This is a genomic window from Halopseudomonas aestusnigri (assembly GCF_002197985.1).
Taxonomy (GTDB): domain Bacteria; phylum Pseudomonadota; class Gammaproteobacteria; order Pseudomonadales; family Pseudomonadaceae; genus Halopseudomonas; species Halopseudomonas aestusnigri.
This window is the reverse complement of the sequence record NZ_NBYK01000001.1, coordinates 246,316-259,920: the sequence shown is the minus strand read 5'-3', so window position 1 is coordinate 259,920 and position 13,605 is coordinate 246,316. Positions and strand designations below refer to the sequence as shown.

Sequence of the window (13,605 nt, the reverse complement as noted above, 5' to 3'; positions counted from 1 at the left end):
TCAAAGGAACCGCCCCATGAGTGAATGTTTCAGTCTGGCCTTTGGCATCGGCACCCAGAACAGCGCAGGTGAGTGGCTGGAGGTGTTCTATCCGCAACCCCTGCTCAACCCCGGCAACGCCCTGGTCGACGTGGTCAAGGCCGAGCTTGGTTATGCCGAAGGCAATCAGGCAATCGGTTTCGCCGCCAGCCAATGCGGCGCACTGAGCCAGGCACTGAATGCGGCCGGTTTCAGCGAGCAGGCCGCCCTGGTCGCGCAGATGGCCGACAGCAGCCGTCCGCTGGTCGCGACCGTACTGGCCAGCGACGAGGCGCCCAGCTCCACTCCGGAAGCCTACCTCAAGCTGCACCTGCTCTCGCACCGTCTGGTCAAGCCGCACGGCGTGGTACTGGCCGGCATCTTCCCGCTGCTGCCGAACGTCGCTTGGACAACCCAGGGTGCGATCGATATCAGCGAGCTGCCGCAGCGTCAGATGGCTGCCCGCATGAAGGGTGAGTCGCTGGTCGTGCACAGCATCGACAAGTTCCCATCAATGACCGACTACGTCGTCCCGGCCGGTATCCGCATCGCCGACACCGCCCGTGTACGTCTGGGCGCCTACGTGGGCGAAGGCACCACCGTCATGCACGAAGGCTTTATCAACTTCAACGCCGGTACCGCAGGCACCAGCATGGTTGAAGGCCGCATCTCCGCCGGCGTGTTCGTTGGCAAGGGTTCCGACCTGGGCGGCGGCTGCTCCACCATGGGCACCCTGTCCGGTGGCGGCAACATCGTCATCTCCGTGGGCGAAGGCTGCCTGATCGGCGCCAACGCCGGTATCGGTATCCCGCTGGGCGATCGCTGCACCGTTGAAGCCGGTCTGTATATCACCGCCGGCATCAAGGTCGCGCTGCTGGACGACGCCGACAACCTGGTCGAAATCGTCAAGGCCCGCGACCTGGCCAACCAGTCCGACCTGCTGTTCCGCCGCAACTCGCAGACTGGCGCCATCGAGTGCAAGACCAACAAGAGCGCGATTCAGCTGAACGATATGCTGCATGCCCACAACTGATCGCGTTGTGGGAGCTGCAAGCGGCAAGCTATAAGCTGCAAGCAGGCGGCGAAGAGGCCCGTACCGGTGAACGGTTCGGGCCTCTTTTATAGCTACAAGCCTCAAGCGGCAAGCTACAAGCCAAAAGCCAAAAGCGCTTTGTGGTTTCAGGCTTACCCCGCCGCGCTTGCAGGTTATAGCGCTGATAACTCCCTTCACTCGAACTGCTTGTAGCTTGCCGCTTGAGGCTTGCTGCTCGCTTGCTGCGCTAGCGGAGCAAGCGCCCAACAGCCTGCGCCGCGGCTACCATGCCGAAGGTAGCGGTAACCATGGTGACCGCACCAAAGCCGCCGGAGCAGTCCAGGCGCACACCCTCACCGACGAAGGATTTCTGAGTGCAGACGCTGCCGTCGGGTTTAGGATAGCGCAGCTGTTCTTTCGAGTAGACGCAGGGCACGCCGAAGCTGCGCTTGCTGTCGGCGCGGGGGAAGTTGTGGTCGCGGCGCAGCAGTGAGCGGGCCTTGGCGGCCAGCGGGTCGTTGACGGTTTTGGACAGGTCCGCGACGGTAATCTGCGTCGGGTCGATCTGCCCGCCCGCACCACCGGTGGTGATCACCGGAATCTTGCGGCGGCGGCACCAGGCAATCAGTGCCACCTTGGCGTTGACGCTGTCGATGCAGTCGACAACGCAATCGATGTCATCGGTTATCAGCTCGGCCAGATTGCTGGGCGTGACAAAATCCATCACCGGGCGCACGTCGCACTCCGGGCTGATCGCCCGCAGACGCTCGGCCATCACCTCAACCTTGGGCCTGCCCACCTGACCGTCCAGCGCGTGCAGCTGACGGTTGACGTTGCTGACGCAGACCTCGTCCATGTCGATCAGACTGATGCGGCCAACACCGCTACGGGCCAGCGCTTCGGCCACCCAACTGCCGACCCCACCAATCCCGACGACCACCACATGACTGGCCGCCAGACGCGCAAGCGCATCGGTACCATACAAACGGCCAATTCCGGCAAAACGGGGGTCTTCGGTAATCATGGGCATCCTCCTGCGGCGCAACAGTATACGGTAAGCGGCAAAATACCGACCCTCATTTATTGATAATAATTATCATTTGCGCAAAAATACCCACTTCGCCATCACTGAAACGCAACATGAAATCGGGTCCTCCCCTACTGGAACTCTACCTTCGCCATCGCACCGCGCTGATCGATTACGCCCAGCCGATCGTCCACAGCCGTGCCCAGGCAGAAGACATCGTGCAAGAAGCCTGGCTGCGCTTCAGCCGCCAGAGCAGCACGCCGCGCATCGATAACCCGGTCGCCTATCTGTATCGCATCGTTCGTAATCTCGCAGTCGACTGCAGCCGACGCCAGCAGATCGAAAACACTCAGCCGGATGGCGATGCCCTGCTCGACAGTCTGCCCTCGGCACTCGGCCAACCGGAAGCGATTACCCAGCATCAGGACACATTAAAACGAATCGAGGCGGGCCTGAACTCCCTGCCAGAACGCACCCGCCGCGCCTTCCTCTTGCACCGCGTGCATGGACTCCGCTTCAAAGAGATCGCTGCAGAACTGAGCATATCCACAACCCTCGCCCACCAGCTGGTGCATACTGCACTGCTTCATTGCATGCAGCAGGTCAGCGATGACTGAGCCATACGCCAAAGACAGCCCAGATGCCGCCGCCGCCGACTGGCTCCTGCGACAACAGCAGGTTCCGGACGACCCTGCGCTGGATGCTGAGCTACAGCAGTGGCTGCAGCAAGACCCAAGCCACTGGCGGTCATGGCAACGCGCTCAGCAAGTCTGGCAGCTTACGGCAAGCCTCACGCCGCTGCCGCGGACAAACAAACCCAGACAACGCCGCTGGCGTTATCCGTCAGCACTTGCGGCCAGCGTTCTGCTGTCCACAGTCATCGGTCATAGTCTGCTGCACAAGCACCCGCAATATCGCAGCGATAACCAACCCGAGCAGATTACTCTGACCGACGGCACCCGCGTATTTATGGATGCTGGCACCGAGCTGGATGTCAGCATGGCCAACGACAGCCGCCATCTCGATCTGCACAAGGGCCGAGTGTTCCTGCAAGTCAGCCCAGACGCCAGCCGCCCGTTTCAAGTGTTCACGGATGATCTGACCGTCACCGTCACCGGCACCGCCTTTCTGGTAGATACCGATAGCAGGCGCAATGCTGTTCAGGTTCGCGAGGGGCAAGTCCGGGTGGCCTACCCGGACGGTCCAGAGGTTGTGCTCAATGCAGGCCAGCAGCTTGCAGCCAATGACTGCCGGAACGACTGCATCAGCGCGGTAGACAGCACACACATTGCCGAGTGGCAAACCGGTTACCTGACAGTTCAGGACCAACCTCTGACCAGCGTGCTGGTGGAACTGGGCCGATATCGATCCGGATACCTGTGGCTGCGCAGCCCGGAGCTTGCCCAGAAGCGGGTCACAGGCCGCTTCAAACTAGACACTCCGGATGCAGCCTTACGTGCCGTTTTAGGCCCCTACAATGCCCGCATCAACAGCGTTTCACCCTGGTTGACCATCATCAGCGACTAATTTTCCCCGCATTGCTGAAAAAACGCGGCACTCACACGTCACACCCCTGCAAACGCGAATCATTATCAATTCAAAATTCAACAGGGAGCCGTGTCTGTGCCCAACCAACCCACCCTGCGGTCACTCCGCCCTTGCGCACTTACGTGCGCGATTGCTCTGGGACTTATCCCGCTTGCCAGTCAGGCCAACACTGCCAGCGACAAGCAAATAAGCTTTTACATCTACGACATCCCGGCACAACCTCTGGCAACTGCTTTACTGGCGTTTAGCAACCAGTCTGGCCTGCAGGTCAGCGCGCCGTCGGAATTGCTGGCTGATCATCAGGCGCCAGCCATTCAGGGGCAGCTGTCGGTTCTGACTGTGCTTGGCATGCTGCTGGAAGGCAGTGGCCTGAGCTGGCAACTCAGCGATGACGACACTGTCATTATTCTTCCGCAACAACTGATTCAATCCGACGCCGCCGGTGACGTTCGCCTGCCCACCCTGCAGGTCCTTGCCGAACACACGTCCAGCCCCTACCAAAGCAGCAACACCTTGCCCCGTTCAGTAATCGAGGCGCTGCCTGCAGGCAATGGCGATATCACCAGCCTGCTGAAAACCAACCCGGCGGTGCAGTTCGACAACAGCCAACAAAGCAGCCGCACTCCGGGGGAAATCAGCCCGGCCGATATCAGCATCAACGGTGCTCAGTTCTATCAGAACGCCTTTATCGTCGATGGTATGAACATGAACAACGACATCGACCCGGCCCAAGAAGACACTCCTTATCGCCTGTTTGCCGTACCCGGTCGCAGCCAGGGTTTGGCCCTGGATACCGACCTGCTGGAAGAGATCGAAGTACTCGACAGCAACGTGTCCGCCGAATACGGCGGTTTCAACGGCGGCGTAGTCAATGCCCGCACCCGCGACCCCAAGCGCGAGCTGTCCGGCAGCCTGTCCTACCAGATCACCCGCTCGGAGTGGACCGAATACCACATTGACCCAGTGGAAGCCGACGACGTTGAAAACGCCTCCTCCTGGGATGACGGCCAGCCGGAGTTCGAGAAAACGACCGTGCGCGGTACTCTGGAAGGCTACCTGAACGACGACTTCGGCCTGCTCGCCAGCTTCAGTCAGAAGCGTTCGGAGATCCCGCTCAGCTTCTATTCCTCACACCTGGTCGATACCTACGGCTACCGCGAAGAAGAACAGACTCGCAGCATCGACAACTACTTTCTCAAAGGTATCTGGCATGCCTCCGACCGCCTGACCCTGCGTGGCAGCGTCGCCTATGCGCCAGAAGAGGCACAGTACTTCCGCTCAAACATTGCCAACTCGGACATCTACATAGAGTCTGGCGGCACTCAACTCAACCTAGAAGGGGTTTGGCAGGGAGACAGCCTCACCCTCACCCAGAGTCTGGGCTGGAACCAGCTGGAGCAGTCTCGCAACCCGGACTTTGACGATTACTACGCCTGGCGCACCTCGGAAAGCAAATGGTGGGGCACCGGAAACAGCACGCTGGAAGGCGAGTTTGGCGATATCGAACAGCAGCAGTCCGGCTGGCAGTACAAGCTCGACGCCGCAGCGAAACCCATCAACTGGCTGGCCAGCGAACACCGTCTGCGCGGCGGCCTAGAGATCGGCGAAGACGAGGTCTTCTACGAACGCACCAGCGAAAGCAGTACCTATGTCACCCCCCGCGAAACCGACACCTGTACCAACAGCGCCGGCCAGCAAGTCGACGCCTGTTCCATGGGCCTGACCAACAACGGCTGGGCCGGCCAGTACATGAGCCGCCGTACCCGATATGCCGCCGGCGACTTCAGCTTTACCACCCTGAGCTGGGGCGCCTGGCTTGAAGACGATATCCAGATCGAACAGCTGCGCATCCGCCCGGGCGTGCGGATAGACAGCGACAACTACATGGACCAGACCACCATCGCTCCGCGCTTTGCCGCAGAGTACGACCTGTTCGCCAACGGTAATACCCTGCTGCAGGCCGGTGCCAACCGCTACTACGGCCGTAATATCGCCGCCTGGCGCCTGCAGGAAGGCCGCAATCAGTTGCGTTACAACAGCGAAACCCGGGCGTCGATTGACGACGACTGGACCGTCGGCACCCAGGCACAAAACCAGGTCAGCTTCAGTCAGCTGAATATTGCCTACGACGATGAGCTGATGCTCGGCGTGGTACAGCGCTGGAATAATCTGGAGTTCGGCCTCAAGTACGTCAACCGCAAGGGGCGCGATCAGGTCGTTCAGGTCAGCGGCGAAACCCTCGGTGAGCCGTCCACCGATCCGACGCTGGATGACGACTACACCACTTGGGCTAACGAAGGCAAAAGCGAAACCGACATCTTCACGCTGATGGTCACGCCGCTGCGGGCCTATTCGCTTTGGGGCACCAGCACCAGCGGCCAGTTGGCACTGGACTGGACCAACAGCAAGAGCAGCGCTCCCACCTATTTCGATGACAGCGCCGGCGAGCTGTACTTCGAGAACCCGTATATCTCCTACCAGGGCAAGTTCATCCGCTATGCTGACCGCCCGGCCGATAACTTTACCCGCCCCTGGACCGCACGCCTGACCACCATCACTCAGGTACCGCAGGCCAACCTGATCTGGAGCAACTTCTTCCGCTACCGTGCCGACTACAGCAAAGTGGCCGATACCGGCGAGAACATCGACTATCAGGGCGTCTCTGTCGACGTCTGGGAAGTACAGGATTACGGCGGCGCGCTGACCTGGGATATGCGTCTGGCATGGGCGCTGGATCTGCCAAAACAGCAGGAGGTGTTCGTCAACGTCGACGTGTTCAACGTGCTAAACGAACGTAGCGCCGCAGAGGTATCCAGCAACAACACCGTTACCTACGAAACCGGACGGCAATTCTGGCTGGAACTGGGCTATCGATTCTGAGCCATGTTTATGCACACAGGTTTCATTGTCGCAGCCCTGCTTGCGGTGCTGGGCTCCGGGCAGTCCCGCGCCGCCGAACCCTGCGACCTGAGCACAGCCGCCTGTCTGCGAGCGCACTACAGCGCACCGCAGGCGCAATGGCCACCGGCGCAGATTGACGCCGGGCAACCACAGCAGGACCTGGCCCCGCTGCCGGTCCTTCCTGCTCTGGACCCTGCACGTGTGGCGCTGGGCGCAGCCCTGTTCAGTGAGCCGCTGCTGTCGCAGGCACGCGACATTGCCTGCAGCAGTTGCCACGATCCACGGCAGGCATTTGCCGACGGGCTGCGCGTCTCTCCCGGGCATCAACAACAACTCGGTACGCGCAATACGCCAAGCGTTGTGGCCGCTGCGCTAATCGAGCACCTGTTCTGGGACGGCCGCAGCGATAGCCTTGAGGATCAGGCGCTGAAGCCAATTGAGGCTCCGCATGAGATGGCCGCCCGGCTGCCCGAAGTGCTGCAGCGGCTCAATCAGAATCCGGATTACCGCCAGCGCTTTGCTGACGTGTTCGACCACTCGCCCATCGACTCCGGCCAGCTGGCCAGCGCCCTGGCCGATTTTCAGCGCAGCCTGATCCCCAGGGACCGTCCGCTGGATCGATTTCTGCGTGGCGACACCACGGCACTGAGCGACCAGCAACTGCAGGGACTACATCTGTTCCGCACCAAGGCGCGCTGCCTTAACTGCCATCAGGGTGCAGCACTGACCGACCAGCGCTTCCACAATCTGGGCCTCACCTACTACGGCCGCAAGTACGAAGACACCGGCCGTTATCAGGTAACCGCTGATCCGAGCGACGTCGGCAAGTTCCGAACTCCCTCACTACGCCTGGTCAGCCAGACCGGCCCCTGGATGCACAACGGCCTGTTCCCCAACCTGAGCGGGGTGTTACGCATGTACAACGCGGGCATGCCCCGCCCGCATCCAGCAGCGCATCAACAGAATGATCCGCTGTTTCCACAAACCTCAGAGCTGCTGCAACCGCTGGGGCTGGACAGCGATGAGCTGGCCGCACTGGAGGCTTTCCTGCAAGCGCTGTAATCGATCAGAAAACAACCAGTCTTGCGCAGCCGCCAGCCCTGCTGGAGTTGAGGTGGATATCCTGAACTTATCCACAGCATCATCCCCAGCTTCTGTGCACAACAGATGACAAGCCCCACATCGGCGTGGGAAGCTCCCCCTCCAGCTCAGGAGTCAACATGTCGCGCCGCTCATCCAAGCCACCAGCACTGCATCCACGCAACCGTTATCAGGGCCGTTACGACTTCCCCCTTCTGGCCCGCAAGTGCCCGCCACTAAAGGCTTTTATCCGCCAGGGCAAGGATGGACAGACGACCATCGACTTTACAGATCCGGCCGCCCTGCGCTGCCTCAACGGTGCCCTGCTCACGCACTGGTACGACATCAATGGCTGGCAGATCCCGGACAACGCCCTGTGCCCGCCCATCCCCGGCCGCGCCGATCTTATCCACCACCTGGCGGATTTGCTTGCAAGCAGCCACGATGGCGTTATCCCCAAGGGCGCGAGCCTGCGCGGGCTGGATGTTGGCACCGGTGCCAACCTGATTTATCCCCTGATCGGTAACGCCGAATATGGCTGGCAATTCGTCGGCAGCGACATTGATGCCGACGCCCTGCGCAACGGCACGCAGATCCTCGCGGCCAATCCGACCCTGCAGTCCCGGATCGAGCTGCGCCGGCAGGCGGACCCCGCGTGCATTTTCACTGGCATCATCGGCGCCGACGAGCAGTTCGACTTCACCCTGTGCAACCCGCCGTTCTATGCCAGCGCCGACGAGGCCCGGCAGGCCAACGAGCGCAAGTGGCAGGGCCTGGGCAAGCAACCCGGCGGGCGCAATTTCGGCGGCCGCGCCAACGAGCTGTATTGCGCCGACGGCGAGGCAGGCTTCCTTCGCCGCATGGCCGAGCAGAGCAGGACCTGCGCGTCGCAGGTATTCTGGTTCACGACGCTGGTCGCCAGCGCATCCAGCCTGAAAGCACTGCCCGAGCAGTTGCGCGATCTCGGCGCCACCGACGTACGCATCATCGACATGGGTCAGGGCAGCAAGCGCAGTCGGCTGCTGGCCTGGACCTTCCTCAACAAGAAGCAGCGTCGGGCGTGGCGACGGGCACGCTGGCCCGACACGCGAATCTGAACAACCGGTGCCGACCTCGGTCACCGGCGGGAACCGAACGGCCTCACTTGGACAGGCAGCCCTGATCAGGCGGGAAGAGCGCCGCATGACTCTGGTATGATGGCCCTTTCTCCGCCCAGACGAACCGGAACCATGACCGAGCTATCCCCTACCCTGCAGCTGGCCTGCGACCTCATCTCCCGCAACTCCACTACCCCTGAGGACGCTGGCTGTCAGCAACTGATGGGCGAGCGACTGGCGGCGGTCGGTTTTCAGCTGGAGCCTCTGCGCTTCGGCGAGGTCGATAACCTGTGGGCAAGACGCGGCAGCGAAGGTCCGGTGTTGTGTTTTGCCGGTCACACCGATGTGGTGCCAACCGGCCCGGTCGAGCAGTGGCAGACCAACCCCTTCATCCCGCAGATTCGCGACGGCATGCTGCACGGCCGCGGCGCAGCCGATATGAAGGGCAGCCTGGCGGCGATGGTGGTGGCAGTCGAACGCTTCGTCGCCGCCCATCCCGACCACAAGGGCTCGATCGCCTTTCTGATCACCAGTGACGAGGAAGGCCCCGCCACCGACGGCACAGTGAAGGTAGTCGAAACGCTGGTCGAGCGTGGCGAAAAGGTCGACTGGTGCATCGTTGGCGAGCCCTCCAGCACTGAGTTGGTCGGCGATATCGTCAAGAACGGCCGCCGCGGCTCGCTCAACGCCCGCCTGGTCATTCGCGGCAAGCAGGGCCATGTGGCCTATCCGCATCTGGCCCGCAACCCGATTCACCTGGCCGCGCCGGCACTGGCCGCGCTGGCCGCCGAGGTATGGGACGAAGGCAACGCGTTCTTCCCGCCGACCAGCTTCCAGATTTCCAACATCCACTCCGGTACCGGCGCGACCAACGTGGTGCCGGGCGAGCTGGAAGCGCTGATCAACTTCCGTTTCTCCACCGAATCGACCGTCGAGGGCCTGCAACAGCGCGTATGCGAGCTGCTGGACGCCCACGGCCTGGAATATGAGCTGCACTGGACCGTATCCGGTCTGCCGTTCCTGACCGAGCCCGGTGCCCTGCTCGACGGCGTCTCGGCAGCAATCAGGCAGGTCACCGGCCGCGAGACCCAGCCGTCGACCTCCGGCGGCACCTCCGATGGCCGCTTTATCGCGACCATGGGCACCCAGGTGGTTGAACTCGGCCCGGTAAACGCGACGATTCATCAGGTCAATGAGTGCATCAAGGCCGATGATCTCGACCTGCTGACCGACATCTATCAGGTCACCCTGGAACGGTTGCTGACCTGATGCTGCAACTGATCTGCCCACACTGCCGTGCCCCGCTGAGCAACGTTGAGCGCCAATGGCGCTGCCCGGCCGGCCATAGCTACGATCAGGCCCGCCAGGGTTACCTGAATCTGCTGCTGGTGCAATTCAAGAACAGCAAGCAGCCCGGCGACACGCCGCAAATGCTGGCCTGTCGTCAGGCGTTCCTCGACGCCCGGCACTACCAGCCGGTGAGCGATGCAATCAATCAGCTATTCGCCGAATTCAGCCCCCAGACCCTGCTCGATATGGGCTGCGGTGAGGGCTACTACACCGAGCGCCTCGCCCGCGCCCTGCCAGACACCGCCATCGGTGGCTTCGACATCAGCAAGGACGCCATCATCAAGGCCTGCCGGCGCAGCCGCAGCATCCGCTGGATGGTAGCCTCCAGTGCTCGCCTGCCAGTTGCCGACCAGAGTCTGGATGCAGCCTTGAGCGTGTTCAGTCCGTGGTCTGCAGACGAATGCCTGCGCACCGTCAAGCCAGGCGGACGCATCCTCATCGTCGGCCCGCACAGCGACCACCTGCTGGCCCTGCGCGAACATCTGTATGATCAGATCCACCCGACACCGGCGCTGATCAAGGCCCTGCCGGTCGGACTGCGCATCGCCTCGGAGCAGACCCTGCGCTATCCTCTTCAGCTGACAAGCGAAGATCTGGGCAATCTGATCGGCATGACGCCGCACGGCGTACGCAGCCGCCCCGAACGCCAGCAGGCCATCGCCGAGCAAGGTATTGAGGGCCTCGAAGTGGCCATGCAAATGATCATGCTGGAACGTTGCTGATACCAAGAACACGCCAAGGAGTAGCCGTGCGCCAACCCGATATCGAGATCTACCTGCGCGACGATCACGTCGCTGACCTGCTGGACTGGCTGCACAAGGTCATGGGACCGCTGACCCTGGATGAACCCAAGGGCCTCACCCAGCATGGTGCCCTGCACGCGGACCAGACCATTCCGCTGATGGTGGTACGCAAGGCTGCGGGAAAATGGGCGAGTATCTGGTTCGACAGCGACGTGACCCCGTGGGAAAGCGACCGCGACTGCGCACGGGCCGTTCACGCCGCACTTGGTCACGAAGTACGCTGTTCGGTGGGCGGCTGGGAGGAAGCGGACGGCGAAGCCGATGCCGACCGCTGGCTGAAGATCAACGCCGACGGCGAACACGAATTTCTCTGGGCGCAGTAAGTGAGCTATCTGCCGGAGATCGACCGCTTCCACATCATCATGGTGGCGTGCAGCTGCGTCATTGTGGCGCTGGCGGTCGTATTGCACTATGAGGTCCTGTCACGGCTGCACCGCTTTCTCGACGATACCACCATGGGTGAGCGGCCCCGTATCCTGACCCTGATTTTCGTATTGCTGTTCACCCATATCGCCGAAATCTGGCTATTCGGGCTGAGCGCCTTTTTCCTGCTGCAGATGCCGGAACAAGGCGGCATCAACGGTCTGGATACCATCACCCTGTTCGATACCATCTACCTCTCCGCTACCACTTACTCCACGCTTGGCTACGGTGACCTGACGCCGACCGGACACATCCGCTTTCTCTACGGAACCGAGTCGCTGACCGGGCTGGTGCTGATTACCTGGTCCGCCTCACTGACCTTTATCGAGCTGCAAAGACAATGGCAGGGGCGACGCCGGCATCCTTGAAACGGCACCATCGGCCCCCATCAATACGCTATTGTCGGAGGACTTCCCAATGCTGATCTGCTGCCCCCACTGCCACCGCAAGAACCGACTGGACGCCAGTCGCCTGTCCGCCGCACCCGTGTGCGGTGCCTGCAAGCAGCCGCTATTCAACGGCAAGCCCACAGAGGTGGACGCCGCCGGCTTTGCCCGTCATGCCGGCGCAGACCTGCCGCTGGTCATCGATTTCTGGGCCAGTTGGTGCGGGCCATGTCGTCAGTTCGCGCCGACCTTCAGCCAAAGCTGCAGCCAACACGAACCCCGTGCGCGCTTTCTCAAGGTTGACACCGAAGCGGCACCCGACCTGGCCGCCCGTTTCGGTATCCGCAGCATTCCGACACTGCTGATCGTGCATCAGGGTAAGGAAGTCGCGCGGATAAACGGCGCACTGCCGGCGGGCGAATTTGATCGCTGGCTGCGCAGCCAGCTGCCTGCGCCAGCCTGAAAAAAGACACAAAAACCCTTCTGCGCGGACAAACCCGCGCTGCAGGTGTTGTGCTGCGCAGCTGCCACCGCAGCCGCGCCATCAGGACAAAAACCGGCTACAGCTTGGTAACGTCGTCCGCCTGCAGGCCCTTCTGGCCCTGCGAAACGCTGAACTCGACCTTCTGCCCCTCTACCAACGTGCGGTGACCGTCACCGCGAATGGCGCGGAAGTGCACAAACACGTCCGGACCGGACTCACGCTGAATAAAACCAAACCCCTTGGCATCGTTGAACCACTTGACGGTCCCCTGCTCCCGCTCTGCCATTACCGCAATCCTCGTCATACCTGATCAATTCCGTTATCCGCCTGCGGACAACGCGTGCGCGCCCACCGTAGGCATTCACCCGGTGGTCGTTTTTCGAGTCTAGTTCAGAGATTGGGAGCCGCAAGTAGCGCGGCAAGGCAGCAGCCGCCCAATCAGGCGGCTGCAGGGGGGAGGTCAGTTCTGTTCCGGTTGCCCGGCGGCATCGTCAGCTGTTTTCAGGTCTGCATGGCGCAGCACCATGCGATCATGCTGAGCCACACCCAACTGAAACGCCCAGCGTGCATCCGCGTTGACCGTCAGCGGATTTTCCTCACTCTGGTCGAGCTGGTCGATAGTCAGCCAGTAGGCACCGCCGACCTCGTAGAGCGATGCATCCAGCGTGGCACCGGACCAGCTGCCGAGCTGCATGACCAGCACCGGCTCACCCAGCTCAAGGGCAGTGCGCAGGGACACGTTCTGCGCCCGCAGATCGGCCAGCGCCAGCACCATCGAGTTCAGCTTGCGCTCCTGACCGGCACCCTCGCCGTCCGCCAGCTTGAAGTTGTAATCACCCTCGCTGGCCTTGTCGAGCTGCAGCTCCTCGCCATCGGCATAACGCCAGTGCGCGGTGGCGACCTGCTCAAGTGGAATCTGGCTGACCTGCAGATCGAGCCAGTCCTGCGGGTTGGCCGACATGCTGAGCGCCCGATTAACCAGCCAGACCTGATCCTCATTGGCGAAACGCACCAGCTGATCACTGCCAACCTTGTTGCCGAAGAGCAGGCCAAACCCGCCTTCAGCGGCCTTGACGCTGACCCTCAGGGCGCTGTCGTTGCCCTCGCCCTCGGTCAGACCAAGGCGCGCGTGGTAATCGGCGTTGACCGTTTTGGCCTCGATCACCCGCGCCTCGCGCAGCGCCAGCAGCAGGGCTGCCAGACGCTCGCGCTGGAGCGGGAACTGGTCAAGATTGGCGACCGTCCAGGCCTCACCATCACGCTCCAGCACTACCTGCTGTCCGGCGCGTGCCAGCTCGATCTGTTCAACCGCCGCCAGCTGCGACAGTTTCGCCTCGTCCAGCAACGGCTGGCTCTGCAGATCGGTCACCCGATCACTGTTGCGTACCTGCAGGGCGACCGCTACAAGCGCCGCCGCGATCAGGGCCAATGCGATAAGAATGATCTTGCGCATGT

14 protein-coding genes are annotated in these 13,605 nt (G+C 61.9%); 11 read left to right on the top strand and 3 right to left on the bottom strand.

Annotated elements, in window-relative coordinates:
- Window positions 1-16: 16 nt before the first annotated feature.
- Window positions 17-1,051 carry a 2,3,4,5-tetrahydropyridine-2,6-dicarboxylate N-succinyltransferase gene (dapD, locus tag B7O88_RS01280; protein ID WP_088273388.1) on the top strand — a complete coding sequence of 345 codons (1,035 nt, stop codon included), beginning with the start codon at window positions 17-19 and terminating at the stop codon, window positions 1,049-1,051.
- A gap of 247 nt (window positions 1,052-1,298) precedes the next feature.
- On the opposite strand, the gene tcdA is transcribed toward dapD, so the two are convergent.
- Window positions 1,299-2,081 (bottom strand): tRNA cyclic N6-threonylcarbamoyladenosine(37) synthase TcdA, encoded by a 783-nt coding sequence (gene tcdA, locus B7O88_RS01275; protein WP_088273387.1) that lies wholly within the window; start codon window positions 2,079-2,081, stop codon window positions 1,299-1,301.
- A 110-nt stretch (window positions 2,082-2,191) separates the two neighbouring features.
- Here tcdA and B7O88_RS01270 point away from each other — a divergent pair, with 110 nt between their 5' ends.
- The 10 genes from B7O88_RS01270 to trxC all read left to right on the top strand — a co-directional run bounded on the left by B7O88_RS01270 (window position 2,192) and on the right by trxC (window position 12,129).
- Entirely contained in the window at window positions 2,192-2,695 is a 504-nt protein-coding gene (locus tag B7O88_RS01270) for a sigma-70 family RNA polymerase sigma factor (RefSeq protein ID WP_088273386.1), read from the top strand.
- Window positions 2,688-3,605, top strand: coding sequence for a FecR family protein (locus B7O88_RS01265; RefSeq protein ID WP_088273385.1), 918 nt, complete (start codon window positions 2,688-2,690; stop codon window positions 3,603-3,605). The genes B7O88_RS01270 and B7O88_RS01265 overlap by 8 nt, the downstream gene beginning before the upstream one ends.
- A gap of 96 nt (window positions 3,606-3,701) precedes the next feature.
- Entirely contained in the window at window positions 3,702-6,506 is a 2,805-nt protein-coding gene (locus B7O88_RS01260; RefSeq protein WP_172409626.1) for a TonB-dependent receptor plug domain-containing protein, read from the top strand.
- Window positions 6,507-6,509: 3 nt separating this feature from the next.
- Window positions 6,510-7,589, top strand: coding sequence for a cytochrome-c peroxidase (locus tag B7O88_RS01255; protein WP_235005699.1), 1,080 nt, complete (start codon window positions 6,510-6,512; stop codon window positions 7,587-7,589).
- Window positions 7,590-7,747: 158 nt separating this feature from the next.
- On the top strand, window positions 7,748-8,704 hold the full coding sequence (gene rlmF / locus B7O88_RS01250; RefSeq protein WP_088273384.1) for a 23S rRNA (adenine(1618)-N(6))-methyltransferase RlmF: 957 nt from the start codon (window positions 7,748-7,750) through the stop codon (window positions 8,702-8,704).
- A 99-nt stretch (window positions 8,705-8,803) separates the two neighbouring features.
- Window positions 8,804-9,973, top strand: a complete 1,170-nt coding sequence (gene dapE / locus B7O88_RS01245) for a succinyl-diaminopimelate desuccinylase (RefSeq protein WP_412779055.1) — start codon at window positions 8,804-8,806, stop codon at window positions 9,971-9,973.
- Complete coding sequence (locus B7O88_RS01240) at window positions 9,973-10,776, top strand: putative RNA methyltransferase (RefSeq protein WP_088273382.1); 804 nt, start codon at window positions 9,973-9,975, stop codon at window positions 10,774-10,776. Before dapE ends, B7O88_RS01240 begins: the two co-directional genes overlap by 1 nt.
- A 26-nt stretch (window positions 10,777-10,802) precedes the next feature.
- Window positions 10,803-11,180 carry a hypothetical protein gene (locus tag B7O88_RS01235; protein WP_088273381.1) on the top strand — a complete coding sequence of 126 codons (378 nt, stop codon included), beginning with the start codon at window positions 10,803-10,805 and terminating at the stop codon, window positions 11,178-11,180.
- Window positions 11,181-11,648: an ion channel gene (locus B7O88_RS01230; protein WP_088273380.1), complete on the top strand. Its 468-nt coding sequence runs from the start codon at window positions 11,181-11,183 to the stop codon at window positions 11,646-11,648.
- A gap of 49 nt (window positions 11,649-11,697) precedes the next feature.
- Window positions 11,698-12,129, top strand: coding sequence for a thioredoxin TrxC (gene trxC, locus B7O88_RS01225; protein ID WP_088273379.1), 432 nt, complete (start codon window positions 11,698-11,700; stop codon window positions 12,127-12,129).
- A gap of 97 nt (window positions 12,130-12,226) precedes the next feature.
- Here trxC and B7O88_RS01220 read toward each other — a convergent pair whose 3' ends face one another.
- Both B7O88_RS01220 and B7O88_RS01215 read right to left on the bottom strand, forming a co-directional pair.
- Window positions 12,227-12,436 carry a cold-shock protein gene (locus B7O88_RS01220; RefSeq protein ID WP_088273378.1) on the bottom strand — a complete coding sequence of 70 codons (210 nt, stop codon included), beginning with the start codon at window positions 12,434-12,436 and terminating at the stop codon, window positions 12,227-12,229.
- Between the two features lie 174 nt (window positions 12,437-12,610).
- Complete coding sequence (locus B7O88_RS01215) at window positions 12,611-13,603, bottom strand: DUF4340 domain-containing protein (protein ID WP_088273377.1); 993 nt, start codon at window positions 13,601-13,603, stop codon at window positions 12,611-12,613.
- Between the last annotated feature and the right edge of the window lie 2 nt (window positions 13,604-13,605).

Coding starts and splice junctions, on each gene's coding strand:
- dapD (WP_088273388.1), top strand. CDS start 17: ATGAGTGAATGTTTCAGTCTGGCCTTTGGCATCGGCACCCAGAACAGC.
- tcdA (WP_088273387.1), bottom strand. CDS start 2,081: ATGCCCATGATTACCGAAGACCCCCGTTTTGCCGGAATTGGCCGTTTG.
- B7O88_RS01270 (WP_088273386.1), top strand. CDS start 2,192: ATGAAATCGGGTCCTCCCCTACTGGAACTCTACCTTCGCCATCGCACC.
- B7O88_RS01265 (WP_088273385.1), top strand. CDS start 2,688: ATGACTGAGCCATACGCCAAAGACAGCCCAGATGCCGCCGCCGCCGAC.
- B7O88_RS01255 (WP_235005699.1), top strand. CDS start 6,510: ATGTTTATGCACACAGGTTTCATTGTCGCAGCCCTGCTTGCGGTGCTG.
- rlmF (WP_088273384.1), top strand. CDS start 7,748: ATGTCGCGCCGCTCATCCAAGCCACCAGCACTGCATCCACGCAACCGT.
- dapE (WP_412779055.1), top strand. CDS start 8,804: ATGGCCCTTTCTCCGCCCAGACGAACCGGAACCATGACCGAGCTATCC.
- B7O88_RS01240 (WP_088273382.1), top strand. CDS start 9,973: ATGCTGCAACTGATCTGCCCACACTGCCGTGCCCCGCTGAGCAACGTT.
- trxC (WP_088273379.1), top strand. CDS start 11,698: ATGCTGATCTGCTGCCCCCACTGCCACCGCAAGAACCGACTGGACGCC.
- B7O88_RS01220 (WP_088273378.1), bottom strand. CDS start 12,436: ATGGCAGAGCGGGAGCAGGGGACCGTCAAGTGGTTCAACGATGCCAAG.
- B7O88_RS01215 (WP_088273377.1), bottom strand. CDS start 13,603: ATGCGCAAGATCATTCTTATCGCATTGGCCCTGATCGCGGCGGCGCTT.